This window comes from Rhodobacteraceae bacterium M382, from assembly GCA_025141015.1.
Taxonomy (GTDB): domain Bacteria; phylum Pseudomonadota; class Alphaproteobacteria; order Rhodobacterales; family Rhodobacteraceae; genus Aliisedimentitalea; species Aliisedimentitalea scapharcae.
Genome location: CP081098.1, coordinates 1,303,047 through 1,323,625, shown reverse-complemented (window position 1 = coordinate 1,323,625; position 20,579 = coordinate 1,303,047). Strand labels below are relative to the sequence as shown.

21 protein-coding genes are annotated in these 20,579 nt (G+C 57.6%); 10 read left to right on the top strand and 11 right to left on the bottom strand.

The window, feature by feature from the left end; all coding sequences use genetic code 11:
* Nucleotides 1-17: 17 nt before the first annotated feature.
* The 9 genes from K3727_06030 to coxB all read right to left on the bottom strand — a co-directional run bounded on the left by K3727_06030 (nt 18) and on the right by coxB (nt 7,484).
* A complete protein-coding gene (locus K3727_06030; protein ID UWQ92354.1) occupies nt 18-602 on the bottom strand; it encodes a GNAT family N-acetyltransferase in 585 nt (194 codons plus the stop codon).
* Entirely contained in the window at nt 602-1,867 is a 1,266-nt protein-coding gene (locus K3727_06025) for an insulinase family protein (GenBank protein ID UWQ92353.1), read from the bottom strand. Before K3727_06025 ends, K3727_06030 begins: the two co-directional genes overlap by 1 nt.
* Nucleotides 1,864-3,249, bottom strand: coding sequence for a threonine synthase (gene thrC, locus K3727_06020; GenBank protein UWQ92352.1), 1,386 nt, complete (start codon nt 3,247-3,249; stop codon nt 1,864-1,866). Before thrC ends, K3727_06025 begins: the two co-directional genes overlap by 4 nt.
* Nucleotides 3,250-3,260: 11 nt before the next feature.
* Nucleotides 3,261-3,926 carry an SURF1 family protein gene (locus tag K3727_06015; protein ID UWQ92351.1) on the bottom strand — a complete coding sequence of 222 codons (666 nt, stop codon included), beginning with the start codon at nt 3,924-3,926 and terminating at the stop codon, nt 3,261-3,263.
* A 110-nt stretch (nt 3,927-4,036) separates the two neighbouring features.
* Nucleotides 4,037-4,846 carry a cytochrome c oxidase subunit 3 gene (locus K3727_06010; protein UWQ92350.1) on the bottom strand — a complete coding sequence of 270 codons (810 nt, stop codon included), beginning with the start codon at nt 4,844-4,846 and terminating at the stop codon, nt 4,037-4,039.
* Nucleotides 4,847-4,870: 24 nt separating this feature from the next.
* Nucleotides 4,871-5,446, bottom strand: a complete 576-nt coding sequence (locus K3727_06005) for a cytochrome c oxidase assembly protein (protein ID UWQ92349.1) — start codon at nt 5,444-5,446, stop codon at nt 4,871-4,873.
* Nucleotides 5,446-5,610, bottom strand: a complete 165-nt coding sequence (locus tag K3727_06000; protein UWQ92348.1) for a hypothetical protein — start codon at nt 5,608-5,610, stop codon at nt 5,446-5,448. The genes K3727_06005 and K3727_06000 overlap by 1 nt, the downstream gene beginning before the upstream one ends.
* A gap of 1 nt (nt 5,611) precedes the next feature.
* Nucleotides 5,612-6,553, bottom strand: a complete 942-nt coding sequence (cyoE, locus tag K3727_05995; protein ID UWQ92347.1) for a heme o synthase — start codon at nt 6,551-6,553, stop codon at nt 5,612-5,614.
* Nucleotides 6,554-6,644: 91 nt separating this feature from the next.
* Nucleotides 6,645-7,484: a cytochrome c oxidase subunit II gene (gene coxB / locus K3727_05990; protein UWQ92346.1), complete on the bottom strand. Its 840-nt coding sequence runs from the start codon at nt 7,482-7,484 to the stop codon at nt 6,645-6,647.
* A 200-nt stretch (nt 7,485-7,684) separates the two neighbouring features.
* Between coxB and tldD the strand changes: the two genes are divergently transcribed.
* Nucleotides 7,685-9,115 carry a metalloprotease TldD gene (gene tldD, locus K3727_05985; protein ID UWQ92345.1) on the top strand — a complete coding sequence of 477 codons (1,431 nt, stop codon included), beginning with the start codon at nt 7,685-7,687 and terminating at the stop codon, nt 9,113-9,115.
* A 256-nt stretch (nt 9,116-9,371) separates the two neighbouring features.
* Nucleotides 9,372-10,529: a DNA-processing protein DprA gene (gene dprA / locus K3727_05980; GenBank protein UWQ92344.1), complete on the top strand. Its 1,158-nt coding sequence runs from the start codon at nt 9,372-9,374 to the stop codon at nt 10,527-10,529.
* Nucleotides 10,530-10,533: 4 nt separating this feature from the next.
* Here the strand turns inward: dprA and K3727_05975 are convergent, their stop codons facing one another.
* Nucleotides 10,534-10,989, bottom strand: a complete 456-nt coding sequence (locus K3727_05975; protein UWQ92343.1) for a hypothetical protein — start codon at nt 10,987-10,989, stop codon at nt 10,534-10,536.
* A gap of 137 nt (nt 10,990-11,126) precedes the next feature.
* Here K3727_05975 and topA point away from each other — a divergent pair, with 137 nt between their 5' ends.
* The 3 genes from topA to K3727_05960 all read left to right on the top strand — a co-directional run bounded on the left by topA (nt 11,127) and on the right by K3727_05960 (nt 15,504).
* On the top strand, nt 11,127-13,799 hold the full coding sequence (gene topA, locus K3727_05970) for a type I DNA topoisomerase (protein UWQ92342.1): 2,673 nt from the start codon (nt 11,127-11,129) through the stop codon (nt 13,797-13,799).
* A gap of 353 nt (nt 13,800-14,152) precedes the next feature.
* On the top strand, nt 14,153-14,875 hold the full coding sequence (locus K3727_05965) for a CoA transferase subunit A (GenBank protein ID UWQ92341.1): 723 nt from the start codon (nt 14,153-14,155) through the stop codon (nt 14,873-14,875).
* The gene (locus K3727_05960) at nt 14,875-15,504 is read left to right on the top strand and encodes a CoA transferase subunit B (protein ID UWQ92340.1); all 630 of its coding nucleotides are present in this window, start codon (nt 14,875-14,877) and stop codon (nt 15,502-15,504) included. The genes K3727_05965 and K3727_05960 overlap by 1 nt, the downstream gene beginning before the upstream one ends.
* 100 nt (nt 15,505-15,604) lie before the next feature.
* Here K3727_05960 and K3727_05955 read toward each other — a convergent pair whose 3' ends face one another.
* Nucleotides 15,605-16,420 (bottom strand): lytic transglycosylase domain-containing protein, encoded by an 816-nt coding sequence (locus K3727_05955; GenBank protein UWQ92339.1) that lies wholly within the window; start codon nt 16,418-16,420, stop codon nt 15,605-15,607.
* 354 nt (nt 16,421-16,774) lie between these two features.
* Between K3727_05955 and K3727_05950 the strand changes: the two genes are divergently transcribed.
* From K3727_05950 to K3727_05930, 5 genes are all read left to right on the top strand, one after another.
* Complete coding sequence (locus tag K3727_05950) at nt 16,775-16,954, top strand: hypothetical protein (protein ID UWQ92338.1); 180 nt, start codon at nt 16,775-16,777, stop codon at nt 16,952-16,954.
* A 539-nt stretch (nt 16,955-17,493) separates the two neighbouring features.
* Nucleotides 17,494-17,673, top strand: coding sequence for a hypothetical protein (locus K3727_05945; GenBank protein UWQ92337.1), 180 nt, complete (start codon nt 17,494-17,496; stop codon nt 17,671-17,673).
* Nucleotides 17,674-17,770: 97 nt separating this feature from the next.
* Nucleotides 17,771-17,956 (top strand): hypothetical protein, encoded by a 186-nt coding sequence (locus K3727_05940; protein UWQ92336.1) that lies wholly within the window; start codon nt 17,771-17,773, stop codon nt 17,954-17,956.
* 146 nt (nt 17,957-18,102) lie between these two features.
* On the top strand, nt 18,103-18,957 hold the full coding sequence (gene cpaB, locus K3727_05935) for a Flp pilus assembly protein CpaB (GenBank protein ID UWQ92335.1): 855 nt from the start codon (nt 18,103-18,105) through the stop codon (nt 18,955-18,957).
* Between the two features lie 193 nt (nt 18,958-19,150).
* Complete coding sequence (locus tag K3727_05930) at nt 19,151-20,560, top strand: type II and III secretion system protein family protein (protein ID UWQ92334.1); 1,410 nt, start codon at nt 19,151-19,153, stop codon at nt 20,558-20,560.
* Nucleotides 20,561-20,579: the final 19 nt, after the last annotated feature.

Sequence of the window (20,579 nt, the reverse complement as noted above, 5' to 3'; positions counted from 1 at the left end):
CGCGTGCCAAATAACGCTTAACCAGCGCCCGTACGCCCGCGCCGATCGCTGCGCAGGGCCGCATACAGCACATGGGTGCGCCAGCGGCCGTTGATCTGCAAATAGGATTGCGCCACGCCTTCGTATTTGAACCCTGATTTTTCCAGCACCCCGCGCGAGGCCTGATTTTCCGGCAGACAGGCCGCTTCGGCGCGGCTCAGGTCCAGTTTGGTAAAGGCGTGATGCAGGACCGCTTCGATTGCTTCGCGCATATATCCTTGGCGCGCATGGCGTTGCCCGATCCAATAGCCCAGCGTCCCGGCCTGGGCCGGGCCGCGTCGAATATTGTCCAGCGTTATGGCCCCGATCAGTTGTTCATCGCTGCGCCGAAACAGGAACAGCGGCACGGCCGACCCATTTGAAATCGACCTCTGCGCCCAATAGACCCGATTGGTAAAAGATTTGCGCGTGAGATGATCGGCGGCCCAGCTGGGCTCCCAAGGCGTCAAGAACGCCTGGCTGTCCAGCCGCAGATTGGCCCAGTCGCGAAAATCCGAATGAACCGGAGGCCGCAAAGTCAGCCTCTCGGTTTCGACCCGGATCTTGCGCTTGCCAAGAAGCATCAGGCCGCACGCCTCTCCTGCAGTTGCGCCAATGTCGGTGCCTGTGACACCGGACCATACAGCGCCAAAGCCGCTGGGGCCTGTGTCGCGATCCGTTCCGCAAATTGACGCACGTCCTGTGTGGTCACCGCGTCAATCCGGGCGATTGTTTCGGTCAGATCGGGCACGCGACCCCAAATCTGCACCAGTCGCGCCAGACGTTCGGCGCGGTTTGACGGGCTTTCCAGCCCCATCAGCATCCCGGCCTTCATTTGGGCGCGGGCGCGGGCGACTTCTTCGTCCGACATATCGTCTGCGGCGCGTTTCATCTCGTCAATCGTGATCCCCGCCAGCTCAGCAACCTGATCCGCCGACGTACCGGCATAAATCGTGGTGGTCCCGGTATCCGCATAGGCACCGGCCTGGGCAAAGATCGTGTAACACAGGCCGCGATGTTCGCGCACCTCCTGGAACAGGCGGCTCGACATGCCGCCACCCAGGGCACTGGAATAAATCTGCGCCGTATAGATTTCGTCGTCGCGATACCCGGGGCTTTCGAACGCCAAAGCGAAATGGGCCTGTTCCAGATCCTTTTCGTGACGCGCCTCGCCCCCACCGGTAAAGCGGGCAGGATCGGCCACCAGGCTGGGCCGGGGTGTCATACCGCCAAACAGACCTTCGGCCAATTTGACCAGTTGGTCGTGATCCACTGCACCCGCAGCCGACAGGATCATCTGACCCGGGCCATAATGCTCTTTGATAAACGCCGACAGATCCGCCTGATTGAACGCACGCACCCGTTCAGAGGGGCCCAGAATGGTCCGCCCCAACGCCTGATCGCGATAGCTTTCTTCCTGCAACCAATCAAAGATCACATCGTCCGGCGTGTCATAGGCCTGACCGATTTCCTGCAGGATCACACCGCGTTCGACCTCGATCTCGCGCGGGTCAAAGATGGGATTCATCAGGATGTCGGAAATCACGTCCAGCGCCAGCGGCACATCCGCCTGCAACACCCGCGCGTAATAGGCCGTTACCTCGCGCGAAGTATAGGCGTTGATATAGCCGCCCACATCCTCGATCTCTTCGGCGATCTGCAGGGCCGACCGGGTGGTCGTGCCCTTGAACGCCATATGTTCCAGGAAATGGGCGATGCCGTTTTGTTCCAGCCGCTCGTGCCGACCGCCCGCTGTCACCCAGATACCGATGGCTGCGGATTGCAGCCCCGGCATATGTTCAGTGACGATGCGGAACCCGTTGGCAAGCTGGTGGTGCTGAACTGTCAATTCGCGATTGTCTTTCTGATATGATCCTCGAGAGTGGCCAGATCGCTGCCGATCCGGGTCACCCGTTCCGGCCTGTCATACAGATCTGCCATGCGCGTGGGAAGAGCCGGATACACGCCGGACGCTTTTTCCACCGCAGCGGGGAATTTTGCCGGATGCGCCGTGGCCAAAGTCACCATTGGCGTGCTCCCGCGGACCTCATCTGCGACTTTGACACCCACAGCCGAATGCGGGCACAGCAATTCACCCGATGCGGCGGTCTGGGCCTTGATGGTGGCCAGTGTCTCGTCCTCGGAACACCGCCCCGAATCATAGGCCTCGGACAGCGCCTGCATCGCCCCTTGCGAGACATTGAACCCGCCCTGCCCCAGCTCATCCATCAGCTGCGCAACGGCGGCACCATCGCGGCCATAGGCATAGAACAACGCACGTTCAAAGTTCGAGCTGACCTGAATATCCATCGATGGGCTGATCGACGGAATGGTGTCGCCCTTGAAATAGCCCTGCCCGGACAGGCAGCGGTGCAGAATGTCGTTCTGGTTGGTGGCAACCACCAGACGATCAATCGGCAGCCCCATTTGTTTGGCAATGAAGCCTGCAAAGATGTCGCCGAAATTGCCGGTGGGCACGGTAAAGGACACCTCGCGTTCCGGCGCACCCAAAGCCACAGCAGAATAGAAGTAATAGACCACCTGCGCCAGCACCCGGGCAAAGTTGATCGAATTCACCCCAGCCAATTTGACGCCATCGCGGAACTCAAAGTCGTTGAACATGTCTTTGACGCGGGCCTGGCAATCGTCAAAATCTCCATCCACTGCCAGTGCATGCACATTGCTGTCACCCGGCGTGGTCATCTGGCGACGCTGCACTTCGGACACGCGGCCATGCGGGTACAGGATAAACACGTTGACCGCGTCCAGCCCCCGGAACGCCTCGATCGCGGCCGATCCAGTGTCGCCCGACGTTGCGCCGACGATGGTCACGGTTTCACCGCGCCGTTTCAGCGCCACCTGAAACAGCTGACCGATCAACTGCATGGCGAAATCCTTGAACGCCAGCGTCGGGCCGTGGAACAGTTCGAGCAGAAAGTGGTTCGGGGCCAGTTGCACCATGGGCGCGCGGGCCGCATGGCCAAAATCGGCATAGGCGCGGGTGATACAGCCACGGAATTCTTCTTCGGTAAAGCTGTCAGAGACAAACGGCCACATCACCCGGAACGCGGTGTCCTCATAGCTGAGCCCGGCCAGCGCCGCGATGTCACCCTTGGACATCTGCGGGATCTCTGCCGGGACATACAGCCCCCCGTCGCGGGCCAGCCCGGTCAGCATGGCCTCTTCGAATGTCAGCTCGGGCGCTTGGCCCCGGGTCGAGATGTATTTCATCGGTTCAACTCTCAGCTCGTTTTTGCGGCGCGGGTGCGCCAGAAGAAAAAGGTCATCATGGACGCCCAAACCAGGGCCAACCCGTACCAGGTGATGACATATTGCAGGTGGTCATTCGGGATGCCTGTCGTGCTGACAGGCAGTGGCATGATCGCAGGGTCTGTTTTGGATCGCGCAATAACCAGAACAGGTTCGGTGCCCAATGCCGCCGACAACATGTCCACATCGCGGGCAAACCAGATGTTGGCGTCAAAATCCGGATCCGGCGTATAGCTGTCGATTTCCTGGGGCCAATGCAGATTGCCGGTCACCGCCACCTCGCCCAGGGTGCGCGGGGTGTCCTTGTCTTCGAGATCGATAAACCCGCGATCCACGAGAATAACCCGGTCCCCAGTCGCCATCGGTGCAATGACACGATACCCGGCACCAACCCGTTTCAGAGACACCAGAACGTGAATTTCCCCCTCCAGCAATTCACCCGTGATCTGCACAGGCAGATACCGGTCTGCTTCGGGGTTCAGGGTCATGGGCAACGCAACTGGCGCGGCAGCAATTCGGGTTTCAATTTCGGACAGCACAGCCTCTTTCCAGGCCAGACGGCGCACCTGCCATGTCCCCAGAGACAGCAGGATACCCAGACCAACCAGGCCAAAGATGACGAATAGAAAACGACGCATGTGCGGGCTCTTGATAACGCAGAAGGCGCGCGGGGTTTCCGCGCGCCTTGCTTGTGACAACCGGGATCGTGTTTTTCAACTACAATCCTGTATCGGTTACATTCGCACGATTACAGACCTGCAGTGCCCCACAGGTACACAGCAAAGAACAGGAACAGCCAAACAACGTCCACAAAGTGCCAGTACCAGGCAGCAGCCTCGAAACCGACGTGCTGTTCAGGGGTGAAATCACCCTTCATTGCACGGATCAGGCAGACGATCAGAAAGATAGTCCCGATCAGAACGTGGAAGCCGTGGAAACCCGTGGCCATAAAGAAGTTCGAATAGAATTCGTCCCCGCCGAACTGCCACCCTTCGTGCAGCAGGTGTGCGTATTCATACGCCTGCAGCCCGGTGAATGCGATGCCCAGCAGAATGCCGATGGTCAGACCCTGAACCAATGCCTTGCGGTCATTGCCATGTACCAGCGCGTGGTGTGCCCAGGTTACGGCACAGCCCGACAACAGCAGGATCAGCGTATTGATCAGCGGCAGGTGGAATGGATCCACCGGCAGGATATAAGGCGCGACATATTCGGTGCCGGCATAGGTCTCCATCGGGTACATGGCGTGTTTGAAGAACGACCAGAACCAGGCGACAAAGAACATGACTTCGGACATCACAAACAGGATGAAGCCATAGCGCAGGCCGATACGGACCACTTTGGTGTGATCGCCGATCTTGCTTTCAGCGACAACTTTGGACCACCAGTCATACATGACATACAGGACCATCGCGAGGCCGATCCAGAACATGTAGGGGGTGATATCGTGCATCCACATGACTGCGCCAAACAGCATGATGAAGCCACCCAACGCGCCCATAAAGGGCAGAATCGACGGGGGCAGAATGTGAAAATCGTGATTTTTAGCGTGCGCCATTCAAGTGTCCCTCACCTAGCGGCCTTAGTTCATTTTGTTTTCTGTCTGTCCATCAAGAGCGGCATAGCCCTCGGGCAGATCAATTTCATAGAACGTGTACGAAAGCGTGATCGTATGCACGTATTTTCCGTCCCGGTCATCAACGATTTCCGGGTCGACAAAGAAGGTTACAGGCATTTCCACCCGCTCCCCCGGTTGCAGGATCTGCTCGTTAAAGCAGAAACACTGTATCTTCTCAAAGAACCCCCCGGCCGAATAAGGCGTCACATTATAGGACGCAGCCCCGGCAATGGGACGGTCGGTGGGGTTGTAGGCCTCGTAAAAGGCCAGCCCGGTTTCACCAATGCGGATGGTCATCTCGCGTTGGACCGGTTTGAATTCCCATGGGAAATCACGTTCCTTGGAGGCGTCAAAGCGCACTTTGATCGTCTTGGTCAGGATCTCGTCTGATCCTTTGGTTGCAACGCCAGTGACGCCGCCAAATCCGGTGACCCGGCAGAACCAGTCGTAAAACGGAACGGACGCCCACGCCAAAGCGCCCATGGTGACAACAACAGCCACCAATTGCACTACGGTTTTCTGGGGACCCTGCAACGCCATTACTTTTGCTCCGACGCGGCCTGAGACACGGAAAAACCAGGCGATGTGACCTTGGCCACGGTCAGGCCGAACACAATCACGATAAAGGCGACGAGCGTGAGACCGACGCCAACATTGCGGCTGAACCGGCGTTTGTGCAGTTCATGAGTTGGTTGCAGAGCCATGTTACCAGCCTCCCAGACCAAAGGGTTTCAGGATCGCTTCGACCAGCACCGCACCAAAGTGCAGGAACAGATACAGAAGCGAGAGTTTGAAGAAGCTGCGTTCAACTTTGAAGTTGTCGGCTTCTGACGCGTCTTCGTCACGGCGCGTAATCTTCCAGGCCCCACGAAGGAACAGGGCGTTCAGCACCACGGCGACGGTCAGATAGATCGGCCCGCCAATGTCCGAGAACGCCGCGCCCACCGCAAACAGGGCCAACAGTGCCGTATAAACCAGAATATGTGTGCGGGTCGCGCGGCGTCCATGGGTCACGGTCAGCATCGGCACACCAGCATCGTCGTAGTCCGAACGCATGAACAAGGCCAGAGCCCAGAAATGCGGCGGCGTCCACATGAACGTCAAAGCGAACATCAGCCAGGGTTCAACGTCCATCGATCCGGTGGCCGCGATCCAGCCGATGACCGGCGGGAAAGCTCCGGCAGCGCCGCCAATCACGATGTTCTGTGGCGTCAGCCGTTTCAGCCACATGGTGTAAACGACAACGTAAAAGAAGATGGTAAAGGCCAGGAACAGACCGGCAAAGATATTGGTTGCCAGCGCCAGCATCACACAGGACATGGCCGATAGCGCCAGACCGATCTGCATGGCTTCTTCAGAGCCGACCTTGCCCGCGGGAATCGGACGCTTTTTGGTCCGCTTCATGATGGCGTCGATATCGGCGTCCCACCACATGTTCAAAGCACCCGAAGCCCCGCCGCCAATGGCGATAAACAGGATGGCACAAAAGGCAACAAATGGGTTCACAGAAACCGGTGCGGCGACCAAACCGACAAGCGCCGTGAACACCACAAGCGACATCACCCGTGGCTTGAGCAGGGCGAAATAGTCACCAAAGCTGGCTTCGTCCTCGTAGGCCTGGCTGGCATTAAAGCTTGCGTCGCTCATTTCGACTTCCTTTGGGCGCGAAAGGTGCGTGAAACCACGCACCCTACATCCGTCTTGCGAGAACGGTGGGCCATGGCCCACCATTCGGGGTTCACTTCATTGCAACCTGATAGGTCTGCGGCAAAGAGGCGTATTCTTCTTTGGCTTCTGCCAACCAGGCCTCATAGGCTTCCTGGCTCACAACCTGGACGGTGATCGGCATATAGGCGTGATCCTTGCCGCACAGTTCCGAACACTGACCAAAATAGATGCCTTCTTTTTCGGCTGCGAACCACAGTTCGGCCAAACGTCCGGGCACACCGTCCTGTTTTACGCCAAAGGCGGGAATGGTCCAGGAATGGATCACATCGGCAGCAGTCACCTGCATCACGATGGTTTTGCCGATCGGCACGACGACTTTGGTGTCGGTGGCCAGCAGATATTCATCAGGTTGGTACCCGTTTTCGGCCAATTCGTCCTTGGGCAGCAGGAAGCTTTCAAAGCCAAAACCCTCGTCAACATATTCATAGCCCCAGTACCACTGGTAGCCCGTCACCTTGATGGTGATGTCTGCTTCGGGGATTTCCTGCTGTTTGAACAGCACCGGCAACGAAAACGCACCGATGAACACCAGGATGATGATCGGGCCCAGGGTCCAGGCGATTTCTACAGGTGTGTAATGCGAAAAGCTGGCCGGTGTCGGGTTGGCACGCTGGTTATAGCGAACGATCACCCACAGCACCAATCCGATCACAAAGATACAGATGGCAGTAATGATGACCAGGATCAAATAATCCAGCGATTGCAAATCGCGTGCCAATTCCGTGGCAGCAGGTTGGAAACCCAGTCCGCCGGGAACAGGTTTACCAATGGATTGCGCGGCGTCTTGTGCGGCGGCGGGCAAGCTCAGCAGGCCGGCAAAAAGGCCCGAAAGCGTCAAAGCGTTCTTCATGTTCTGTCCTGATCGGTTGATCGTTTTAGTCCTCGCACCGGCACACGCATCGCATCAGAATCGCTGATTCACGAAAACGCACCGGCCCCGTTGTCTTTAACGGCGTTAAAAACCATATTCCGGAGTACAGATAAAGAGGAATGCTTGCGTCAAACAGACGCTTTCTTGATCTAAATCAAAAAAATCCGAGGCTCGCCCCCATGACAACGACGTCTGATACCCAATTTCGCCCGTTTGACACCTCTCTGCCGCTGGATGAGGCCGAAGGGATTCTGCGTCACGCCACCGACGGGGCCGACGATGGAGAGATTTTTGTCGAACGACGCAAATCCGAAGCGCTGGTGTTTGACGACGGGCGGCTGCGCACCGCCAGCTATGATGCCTCCGAGGGCTTTGGACTAAGGGCCGTGCGTGGCGAAGTCGCCGGATATGCCCATTCCACCGACGTGTCGATCCCGGCGCTGAAACGGGCGGCCGAAACCGCGCGTCTGGCGGTTGGCGACGGCGGCGGAACCTTGGCAGCTGCCCCGGCCCCCACCAATCGCAGGCTCTACACCGATGCCGATCCGATTGCGGCCATGGATTTCCCGCTGAAAATCGACACGCTCAAGGAAATTGATGCCTACGCACGTGATCTGGATCAAAGAGTGGTTCAGGTGTCGGCGACTCTGGCTGCCTCGCTTCAGGAAATTCAGATCCTGCGCCCAGACGGGGTACATCTGAGCGACACCCGCCCGATGACCCGTGTCAACGTGTCGGTCATTGTAGAGCACAACGGTCGTCGCGAAAGCGGAAGCGCCGGGGGCGGTGGCCGGATTGGGCTGGATGGGCTGGTGGATCCCGCCGATTGGCAGGCCAAGGTCCGCGAAGCTCTGCGTATCGCGGTGGTCAATCTGGATGCTGAACCGGCCCCGGCGGGCGTGATGGAAGTGGCGCTCGGCCCCGGATGGCCCGGTATCCTGCTGCACGAAGCGATCGGCCATGGGTTGGAAGGGGATTTCAACCGCAAAGGATCGTCCGCCTTTGCCGGTCTTCTGGGTCAGCAGGTCGCCGCCCCAGGGGTCACCGTGTTGGACGACGGAACAATCGCCGACCGGCGCGGATCGATCAGCATCGATGACGAAGGAACACCATCGCAAAAGAACACGTTGATAGAAGACGGTATTCTTGTCGGCTATATGCAGGATCGCCAGAATGCCCGCCTGATGGGAGTCGCCCCCACTGGCAACGGTCGCCGCCAAAGCTATGCTCATGCGCCGATGCCGCGGATGACCAACACCTATATGTTGGGGGGCGACGCCAACCCGGATGATTTGGTGGCCGAAATCAAGGATGGGATCTGGGCCGTTGGGTTTGGCGGCGGCCAGGTCGATATCACCAATGGCAAATTTGTTTTCTCCTGTACCGAAGCCTACCGCGTTCAAAACGGCAAAATCGGCGCTCCGGTCAAAGGGGCGACATTGATTGGGGATGGTGCTTCGGCGTTGAAACGCATTCGCGGCCTCGGCAATGACATGGCGCTGGATCCCGGCATGGGCAATTGTGGCAAGGCCGGGCAATGGGTCCCGGTCGGTGTCGGACAGCCCACGGTGTTGATGGATGGGCTCACCGTCGGGGGGGCAGCCGCCTGAGGCACTCGGACCCCAACGATCTGTTCGCAGTGAATATTCAGACTGGGCGCAAGTTAATCCTTGCGCCCATTTTGTTTTGATTTCGCAGAACTTTAGAAGGCCACCATTCCAGCACCCAAAATTTTCCTTTTATTTACAATGAGGTAACAAATAACCGACCTCGAATTAGAACAAATCTGCGATTAATTTGCTTTGATTCACCAGCTGTTAACCCGCGACACGTTAATCCTGTTTCTGCAAGCAGGCGGAGCAACGGATGACCGAGGATCAGAATTCTTCCATTCACCCCCCACTCCCACCCACCACGGAAGATGATCGGTTTTCGTGGCTTCGTCTGTTGCGCTCTCGCAGGGTCGGGATCACGACCTTTTATCGACTGATGGCCGAATATGGCACAGCGCAGAACGCGCTTTTGGCACTGCCCGAAGTGGCACGTGCAGCCGGGGTGTCGGGGTATGAAATATGCCCGCCCGGTGTGGTCGAAGCGGAACTCAAGGCTGCAAAAGTCGCCAACGCGCGGCTTTTGTGCTTGGGCTCCCCAGAGTATCCTTCAGACTTGGCACAGATCAGCGATGCGCCTCCGCTTCTGTGGGCCATTGGCGATCTTTCCCTGCTAACGCGCCCCTGTGTGGCTATGGTCGGGGCGCGCAACGCGTCATCGTTGGGCACACGCATGGCGCGGGCATTGGTCACTGAATTGGGCCAGCAGGGCTATGTCATCGCCTCGGGTCTGGCCCGCGGTATCGACACAGCCGCACATGTAGCGTCGCTAAAAACCGGCACGATTGCGGTCATGGCCGGGGGCGTCGACCAAATCTATCCAGTGGAAAACACCGAACTCGCCCACGACATTGCCACCAGTGGACTCAGGTTGAGCGAACAACCAATGGGGGTTTCCCCCATTGCCCGCCATTTCCCAAAGCGCAACCGGATCATCTCGGGCCTGTCGCGCGCAGTCGTCGTGGTCGAAGCAGCCGCCAAGTCGGGCAGTTTGATCACCGCTCGGGACGCGCTTGATCAGGGGCGCGAGGTTCTGGCGGTACCCGGTCATCCCTTTGACGCCCGGGCCGCTGGCTGCAACATGCTGATCCGGGATGGTGCACAACTGGTGCGCACGGCGGCCGATATCATTGCGGCGCTCCCGATTGTTGAAGACGAAGTAACAACAGAGGCCGGGACAGAGGATCTGCTTTCGGCTCTCCCTGCCCCACCACCAGAGAAACGCAGCCTGCGTGAGACCGCGGAATTGCACCAACAGATCCTGAGCCGGCTTGGGCCATCCCCCCTGGCCGAAGATCAGCTGATCCGCGACCTGCAAGCCCGTGCCGGAGACGTCGGCCCTGCGCTGGTTGATCTGGAGTTGGACGGCAAGATCAACCGACAGCCTGGCGGATTGCTCAGCCTGTCGCATTGACCCCCTATTGCCCTACACAATATTCGGGGATGACCGCGCGCCAGATTCCACAGTATTCAGGCGCGGCAAACCAAACATCCGTCGCCCCCACAGACCACAACACGGCCACCCAGACCGAACCGGACCTGCGATAAAGGGCATGCATGTCAGTCCCATCCATGACGTCTGCATCCAGTTGCCCCCGGGCAAACCCCGGCGTTGCCCGAATGTCAATCTGGCCGCCGCCCGGCCGCTGCGGGCTCAGCGATGCATAACCCAGCGCCCCCGCAACCCGAAGATCATCGACAACAAATTGCACTGGCGCGCCCAACACCCATTCAGCATGCGGGCGCATGGCATCCATCAGCGCGGCACGCTCAGCGGTGCCCCTGTTCGGGCTGTGCCAGGTCTGTGCCAACGCGCCCTGTCCAGAAGCCAAAAATCCCAACAACAGCCACCCGAAAATTCGCCATTCCACCATGTTCACATCCTGATTTGCGGGTTGTTTTGCCCCGTTACCCTGCGCCCAAAACTCGCGGATTGACAATAACCACTTGCACCCCACATCTTGCCCGGCCATAGAACGCAGTATACCCGCCCAAAGAGGTTTTAACGTAAATGCCTGTAGTTGTTGTAGAATCCCCGGCCAAAGCCAAAACCATCAATAAATATCTAGGCTCGGACTACACCGTTTTGGCATCATACGGCCATGTTCGGGACCTTCCGCCCAAGGATGGATCCGTCGATACGGACAATGATTTCGAGATGAAATGGGAAGTCGGCAACGACAGTCGCAAACATGTCAAAGCCATTGCCGACGCCCTGAAAGAAGACAACGCGCTGATCCTCGCGACGGACCCCGATCGCGAGGGCGAGGCCATCAGCTGGCACCTGCAAGAGGCGTTGACAAAACGTCGGTCGATCAAAAAGGACACGCCGGTCAGCCGCGTGACCTTCAACGCTATCACCAAGGACGCGGTTGCCGAAGCAATGCGCAACCCACGCCAGGTTGATATGCCCCTGGTCGAAGCTTATCTGGCGCGACGCGCGTTGGATTATCTGGTGGGTTTCAACCTCTCCCCGGTGTTGTGGCGCAAACTGCCCGGTGCCAAGTCAGCCGGACGCGTGCAGTCGGTGTGCCTGCGCCTGATCGTCGAACGCGAGATGGAGATCGAAGCCTTTAACGCCCAGGAATACTGGTCGGTACGCGCTCTTTTGACCACCCCGCGTGGTCAGGATTTTGAGGCCCGCCTGACCGTTCTGGGCGGTGACAAGCTCGACAAATTTGATCTTGGAACAGAAACTGCCGCAGAGCTGGCCGTCCAGGCCGTCGCCTCGCGCGATTTGTTCGTGCAATCGGTCGAAGCCAAGCCCGCCTCGCGCAACCCATCAGCGCCATTCATGACCTCGACCCTGCAGCAGGAGGCCAGCCGCAAATTCGGCATGGGCGCGCGCCAGACCATGAGCGCGGCACAGCGACTGTATGAAGCCGGCTATATCACCTATATGCGGACCGACGGTATCGACATGGCCCCCGAAGCGGTCCAGGCCGCCCGCGCCGAGATCGAAACCCGCTATGGTGCCAACTATGTGCCATCCAAGCCGCGCATTTATAAGAACAAGGCCAAGAACGCCCAGGAAGCCCACGAATGTATTCGCCCGACCGACATGTCGCGCGATGCGAGCAGCCTGAGGCTCACGGATGATGATCAGCGCAAGCTTTACGACCTGATCTGGAAGCGTACTCTGGCCTGCCAGATGGAGGGTGCCCGTCTCGAGCGCACCACCGTCGACGTCGGATCGAATGACCGACAGGTCGTGCTGCGCGCAACCGGGCAGGTGATGCTGTTTGATGGTTTCATGCGCGTCTACGAAGAAGGCCGCGATGACGTGGCCGACGAAGATGACAAGCGCTTGCCCCAGATCATGCAGGGCGAAGCGGCCAGCTTCTCCGGCAACTCGCTCAGGGGCCAGTTCGAAAAGACGGCCAAGGACAGCGCCGACGTTCTCGAAGCACCGTCCGCCTCGGACATGATGAAAAACGGCACGGCTGTTTTGTCCGCAGACCAATCCGTCCTGGCCCTGCAGCACCACACCCTGCCACCGCCGCGTTATACCGAGGCGACACTGGTCAAGAAGATGGAGGAATTGGGAATTGGCCGTCCATCGACCTATGCCAGCGTCATCACTACGATCCAGGACCGCGAATATGTGCGCAAGGACAAGAACCGCCTGCACCCCGAAGACAAAGGACGTATCGTCACCATCTTTCTGCTGAATTTCTTCCGGCAGTATGTGGGGTACGAATTTACGGCCAATCTCGAGGCGCAACTGGATGACGTCAGCGCGGGAGATGGCGACTACAAGGATATCCTGGGCAAGTTCTGGCGCGATTTCTCGGCCGCGATTTCAGAGACCTCCGAACTGCGCATCACCGAAGTTCTGGACGTGCTGGATGACGCACTGGCACCTCAGCTCTATCCCCCGCGTGAAGACGGCAGCGACCCCCGGGTTTGCCCGAAATGCGGCCAGGGTCAATTGCACCTGAAAACTTCGCGTACCGGCGGATTTGTCGGCTGTGGCAATTACCCCGAATGCACCTATACCCGCCCCATCGCAGGCGAAGGAGCCGATGGTGACGAACGTCTGCTTGGCATGGACGGCGAGGATGAAATCCACCTCAAGGCCGGGCGCTTCGGCCCCTACGTCCAGCGCGGCGAACCCACGCCCGAGAACAAGAAACCCCCGCGCGCGTCTTTGCCACGCGGCTGGTCCAAAGATGACATGGACCTTGAAAAGGCATTGGTTCTGCTCAACCTGCCTCGGGTCATCGGCGTCCACCCTGATGGTGGAGAGATCAAATCGAACTTTGGCCGCTTTGGCCCCTTCCTGATGCACCAGCTTCCGGACGAGGAAAAACCGACCTACGCCAATCTCAAGGATCCCAACGACGTTCTGGAGATCGGTATGAACCGCGCAGTAGAGCTGTTGGCTGAAAAGCGCGCCAATCCACGCGGACGCGGGCGCGCGGCTGCAAAACCGATCAAGGAGTTGGGCGATCATCCCGATGGCGGCGCGATCACCGTTCAGGATGGGCGTTATGGGCCTTATGTCAAATGGGAAAAGGTCAATGCGACCCTGCCCAAAGATACCGATCCCACGACTGTCACTATGGAGCTGGCGCTGCAACTGATCACCGAAAAAGCAGCCAAGAAAACTACCAAGAAGAAAGCTCCAGCCAAAAAGCCTGCGGCCAAGAAAACCACCAAGAAGACCGCCAGCAAAGGCTGAGCCTGTTTCTTTCTGGTAGAAAATACCTCGGGGAGCGCGAGGGGCTGGCCCCTCGCTGAAGGGCGGGGAGCGCGAGGGGAAAACTCCTCGCTGAAGAACGGCGCGCGCGAGGGGAAAACTCCTCGCTGAAAGACGGCGCGCGCGAGGGGAAGACTCCTCGCCGAATGACAGGGTGGGCGGAGGGCGCGAACGGCCGGCCCCGCTCTGAGCTGTGCAAATCAGGTCGAGAGATCTCACCTGCGCCCGCCGCCATCGAACCATCCGTAGAAATACCCATGCCCGGTATGGCACATTGACTCGTCCCCGCACCGGGGGCACAACCGCCAGCAACTTCATGCTGTTGGGAGAGTTTCATGAAAAAAGTCTACGCCAACGCCGCCGAAGCGCTCGATGGGCTGCTTCATGACGGCATGTTCATTGCGGCAGGGGGCTTTGGCCTATGCGGCATCCCCGAATTGCTGCTGGACGCCATCAAAGAGTCCGGTGTCAAGGATCTGACCTTTGCCTCCAACAACGCAGGCGTTGATGATTTTGGTATCGGCATCCTGTTGCAGACCCGCCAGGTCAAAAAGATGATCTCCTCTTATGTGGGTGAGAACGCGGAATTCATGCGTCAGTACCTGTCCGGCGAGCTGGAGCTGGAATTCAACCCCCAAGGCACCCTGGCCGAACGTATGCGCGCCGGTGGCGCAGGCATTCCCGGCTTTTACACCAAGACTGGCGTGGGCACGGTGATTGCTGACGGCAAGGAAGAAAAAACATTCCCGACCGGCCCTGATGGCGCAGACGAAGCCTACATCATGGAAGAAGGGCTGTTTGCCGATCTGGCCATCGTCAAAGCCTGGAAAGCCGATGAGACTGGCAACCTGGTGTTCCGCAAGACCGCCCGAAATTTCAACGCACCGGCCGCAACCTGTGGCAAGATCTGCGTTGTCGAAGTCGAAGAAATCGTGCCGACCGGTTCGCTGGATCCCGACACGATCCACTTGCCCGGCATTTACGTGCACCGCATCATCAAGGGCGATCATGAAAAGCGCATCGAACAGCGCACGGTTCGTCAGAAGGAGACCGCATAATGGCTTGGGATCGTAACCAGATGGCCGCACGCGCGGCTCAGGAACTGCAGGACGGCTGGTATGTGAACCTCGGCATCGGGATCCCGACGCTGGTCAGTAACTACATCCCTGAAGGCGTCGAAGTGACGCTGCAATCGGAAAACGGCATGCTGGGCATGGGCCCCTTTCCCTATGAGGGCGAAGAGGACGCGGACCTGATCAACGCCGGCAAGCAGACCATCACCGAGCTGCCCCAGACCGCCTATTTCGACAGCGCGCAGTCATTCGCCATGATCCGCGGCGGCAAGATCGCCATGGCGATTCTGGGCGCGATGGAAGTGGCCGAAAACGGCGACCTGGCGAACTGGATGATCCCGGGCAAGCTGGTCAAGGGCATGGGTGGCGCCATGGATCTGGTCGCTGGTGTGGGACGCGTTGTGGTGGTCATGGACCACGCCAACAAACATGGCGTCTCCAAGGTCCTCAAGGAATGCACACTGCCGCTGACCGGCAAGGGCGTCGTGGACCGGATCATCACAAATCTGGGCGTGATGGACGTGGTCGATGGCGGTTTGAAACTGGTCGAACTGGCCGACGGTGTGACCGAAGAAGAATTCCGCGCTGCGACCGAGGCCACTTTGGTCAACTGACCCGCTTGATGTTCAATTCAAAAGCCCTGCCTGTTTCGGCGGGGCTTTTTTTATGCTGTGCCGGTGCCCGAGATCACAGGGAGTCACCTGAAACGGAGTTTCACTGTTGTGCGGCGTGCATCACCTGAAACACGCAACCATCGCTGATCAATTCGGGCGGCGTGGCGCATAAACCGCGCGCCACGTCAAAAGCCGCCAGAACCTTGGGAACATAGTCACGGGTTTCCGCAAAGGGCGGAACGCCGTCATGATTACGTACCGACCCCTCGCCTGCATTATACCCGGCCAGCACCAAAATCGGGTCATTGCCGAACTCCTGCATCAGCCAATCCAGATATTTCACGCCACCACTGATGTTTTCATCTGGCTGCAAACTGTCTGTCACGCCAAAACGGCTGGCCGTCGCTGGCATCAGTTGCATCAGCCCCTGGGCCCCTGCCCCGCTTTGGGCATCCGCGCGACCTGCGGATTCCACCGCAATCACCGCTAGCACCAAGGCCGGAGAAACCTTGGTTCCGACCGTCGCCGTTAGAATCGAAATGCCGCGCGACTGGGCGATTTCCTGGAGATGTTGCAACCGTGGGGTCCGAACACCGCCCTCGGCGCGAATAGCCTGCAACGCCTGGTTCAACCGTCCGGGACCAGAGCTGGTCAATTCCGGCGATACCCGATCCCAAAACCAATTGTGTGCGCCAACCACAGCGGTGCGGGTTTCAGAATCGTCCTCTGGATCGGCAGCCTTGGTGACCGGTCGTTGTTCTTCGGGATCAATCTGGATCGTGATCCGTTTTTTGGTTCCAGTCGACGGCGGCTTTATCCGTTTGGCACTGAATTCAGGAAACGGAGCGGGTGTATCCGCGGTCGCGGGCACGGCCAACAGGGCCAGCAGAATGAAAATTCGCCTCAAGATCACCATTGTACTGTACTGCTCGTTTTGTTTTGCGTGAATCTTTGCTGAAAAACCGGTGCGAAACCAGAATATGCAGCCCAAATCGTGACGATTCTGCCCAAATTGATGCCCTCACGCCGCACCAATCGACGAGGCAACAGCGGCGTCAGTGAAAAACTCACATTAAAATCAATAACTAAGAGAATTATTGTCAAAAATTTAGAATCTGGCAAACATTTCCCAGAATTCGCCCAAATCCTGCCACGGGACGCTGGCTATATATGCTCATACCAAGTCGGACATGAACCAACGAGAGAGACGGTTCCAAACGGACGACACGGTTAACTGGCAAAATCTTGTGATCCTATGGAGGGACAAACCATGATGAATTTCTTCAACAAATTCCGCAAAGACGAAAACGGTGCTGTGACTGTTGACTGGGTCGTTCTGACCGCTGCTGTTGTTGCCCTGGCTGGCGCTGCTTACACCTCGATCGAAACCGGCGCGTCGAACCTGACCGAATCCACCGGCACCTTCATCGAAGGCAAAGACCCCGCATAATAGGGTTTCTTCGATATCCAGATTTGAGCCGCGTTTCCCAAATAGGGAAGCGCGGTTTCTTTTCGTGTGCCTTACAGACCGGGGGGCACAAACCACACAAGATCAGAGCCAGGGCATCTCTGGTGCCGTCCTGGCGGCTCTCCATTGATCCCGTTTTCGCGTCCGCCCTATTGCGCATTTCATACTAGGTTGCACCAAAGCAAACGGAAGGGTGAGCTTCTCTTAGGGTTGATTGGATTGAAGGCCACGTTCGGTAAGCGCCTGAGAGAGCAGCATCGCCACATTCAGACCATATTTAACCCAATTTCAACGTCCTATCAAAAACTATTCTTCATATATTTCATTTATTTTCAGTATCTTACCTTCTTTTCGAGGGGATAATGCGAATTTTAATAATTTTCTTTTTCGCTGCCAAACTGATGCCCCATTCACCCCGTTATATACAACCATGCCAAGCTGAAACGGCCCTGAGTGAGAGCAGGACCAAAGAGTTTCGGGGAGGATAGAAAATCAAACAGGATCCTATGGAGGGACAAACCATGATGAAATTCTTCAACAAATTCCGCAAAGACGAAAACGGTGCTGTGACTGTTGACTGGGTCGTTCTGACCGCAGCTGTTGTTGCCCTGGCTGGCGCTGCTTACACCTCGATCGAAACCGGCGCGTCGAACCTGACCGAATCCACCGGTACCTTCATCGAAGGCAAAGACCCGGCATAATTCTGGCTCCATAGCCGCAAGACTGCCAGGAGGCCGTGTCTTTCGCGTAAAGACACGGCCTTTTGTCCAAAGTGATATTCCCATAGGGGAGGGTAATATGTTCAAGCGTATCAAAGAGACCTTTCGCAAGGACGAAGACGGCGCTGTGACAGTTGATTGGGTTGTACTGACTGCTGCGGTCGTGCTTTTGACCGGTGTCGCAATCACATCCTTGCAATCTGCATCAGGTGGCCTGGGCAATAATGTCGGTGATCATTTAACCGATACGGTTGTTGGCGATTAACAAGAATTCAATACCCGGAATCATCCCGATCAGCTGGCGACTCTGGCCCACCCTAATATGGCCATGATCTGTTGCTACGATTGATCTGCGGCGACAGGCATCGCCGATGATTTTGAAAATTCGCGGGTAAGAAGTGAGGTGAAGGTATGAGAGCTGTTTTTGGATTGGTGCTGATCGTAGGGATTGCCCTCGCAGGGGGCGCGGTCATGATGGCAAAGAAATACATAGCCTCCTACCAGAACGAATTGGCACGTGAACGTCAGGCTCGGCAGGAAGTCGTGCCCACGGTCAAGGTTTTTGTCGCCAATCGCGCTCTGCGGTATGGCGAAGAATTGGCAAAAGAAGATGTGCGCACCGTGCTTTGGCCGGTCAATGCCATTCCCGAAGGAACATTCAAAGAGGCCGACGCCCTGTTCCCCACCGACACCAAGGATAACCGGGTAGTGTTGCGCGCGATGGAAAAAGACGAGGCAATCCTGGCCATCAAAGTGACCCAGCCCGGCGAAGATGCCGGCATTACCTCTCAGTTGGAACGGGGCATGCGTGCCTTTGCGATCAAGGTCGACGTCGCCACCGGCGTGTCCGGCTTCCTGCGCCCGGGGGACCGGGTTGATATTTATTGGACCGGTCGAGTCCGTGAAACCGGGAACGACCGCGGAGATCTGACCCGTCTGATCGAGGCCGGTGTTCAGCTGATTGCCATCGACCAAAGCGCAGGCGACGATCTGGAAGAAAACGTGATTGCACGCACTGTCACGGTCGCCGCCCGCCCCGAACAGGTTGCCGGACTTGCCCAGGCCCAAACAACCGGGCGGTTGTCACTGTCGCTTGTCGGGGCCACCGACGACACCATCGCATCGTCTATCGAAGTCGATCAGCGTTCGCTGTTGGGGTTGGAAACGCTCGAAGCGGTGGCTGTTCAAGAAGAAAAACAGGTTTGCACCATTCGCAACCGCCGCGGTGCCGAGGTTATCGAAATTCCGATCCCCTGCACGAACTGATGAAAATTCAACGCGTTATTCACGATCAGGCCCGGCAATTTGTCGGGCCTGCGTTCTGCGTGTTGCCACTTACCCACATCAGAGACGCGCCAGAAGTCTTTGATTCTTGCAAAAAAATAGAAATTGCCGCACAGTGGCGCAAAGATCGGGCAAAAAGACCCGTAACCGAGGCGTGATCGGAGAGGCAGGTCACATGGGAATTAACGATTATTTCAAGGCAGCCCTGTTTGGGGTGGCGGTCGCATGTGCACCAGTGATGGGCGCATACGCACAGGCCGATTCACTGAAGGTGGTCAACCGTGGAACCCAGGCAACGCTGGATGTTCCTATGAACCGCGCGGTGGTGGTCGAAAGCGAGACTCCTTTTGCCGAACTCAGCATCGCCAATCCGGGGATCGCTGACATTTCATCTCTGTCCGACCGCACCATCTATGTGCTGGGCAAATCCCCGGGGCTGACAACATTGACCCTGCTGGATGCAACCGGGCGGTTGATCACCAATGTCAATGTGCGCGTCGCAGCCGATGTGACCGAATTCAAAGAGCGCCTGCGTCAGATTCTGCCTGGCGAAAAGATCGAAGTTCGCACCGCCAATGATGGCATCGTCTTGTCCGGTACCGTTTCCAGTTCCTCGCGCTTGCAACGGGCCATGGATCTGGCCGAACGCTATGCGCCCGAACGGGTTTCCAACCTGATGAGCGTTGGCGGCGTTCAGCAAGTCATGTTGAAAGTACGCTTTGCAGAAATGCAGCGTAATGTATCCAAATCGCTCAGCACATCTCTCGGGATCACTGGCGGTAGCAGTTTCGGCGTCAACGGCGGCGTGAACACGCTGAACAACCAGCCTGCCCTGACCAACGCTTTGACCGGCAATATCCCGGTCACAAACGAAAACACCGGCGCAGTCCTGTTTGGATTTAATGCAGGATCGTATCAGGTCGGCCTCTTGCTCGAAGCATTGGAGCAAAAAGGCGTTGTGCGCACCCTGGCCGAACCGAACCTTTCGGCCCTGTCCGGACAAGAAGCAAAATTCCTGGCGGGTGGCGAATATCCGGTTCCCGTCGCACAGGAAAACAACACGATATCAGTTGAATTCAAACCCTTTGGGATCGAGCTGAAATTTGTGCCCCGCGTGGTGGACAGCGACCTGATCAACCTTGAGCTCGAAGCTTCGGTATCTGCCATAGACAAGAATAATGGCATCAATATCAATGGCTTCCAGATTGACGCCTTTACCCGCCGCGAAACATCGACCACCGTTGAAATGCGCGACGGAGAAAGCTTTGCCATTGCTGGGTTGATCGAAGATGAGTTCCTCGACAATGCGTCGCAATTGCCCTGGTTGGGGGACGTCCCGGTTTTGGGAACACTGTTCCGCAGCGCAAACTATCAGCGCAGCCAGACCGAATTGGTGATTATCATCACTGCGCATCTGGTGACCCCAACACGGGGCGAAGCCTTGGCGTTGCCGACGGATCGGATCAAGCCCCCCAGTGAACGCAATCTGTTCCTGAACGGGCAAATTGCCAAGACCACAAAAGGCGCAGCCAGCGAGGTTGCAAAACAAGATTTCAGCGGGTCCTATGGCTACGTGATGGATTGAATTGAGAGGCGAAAAGCAG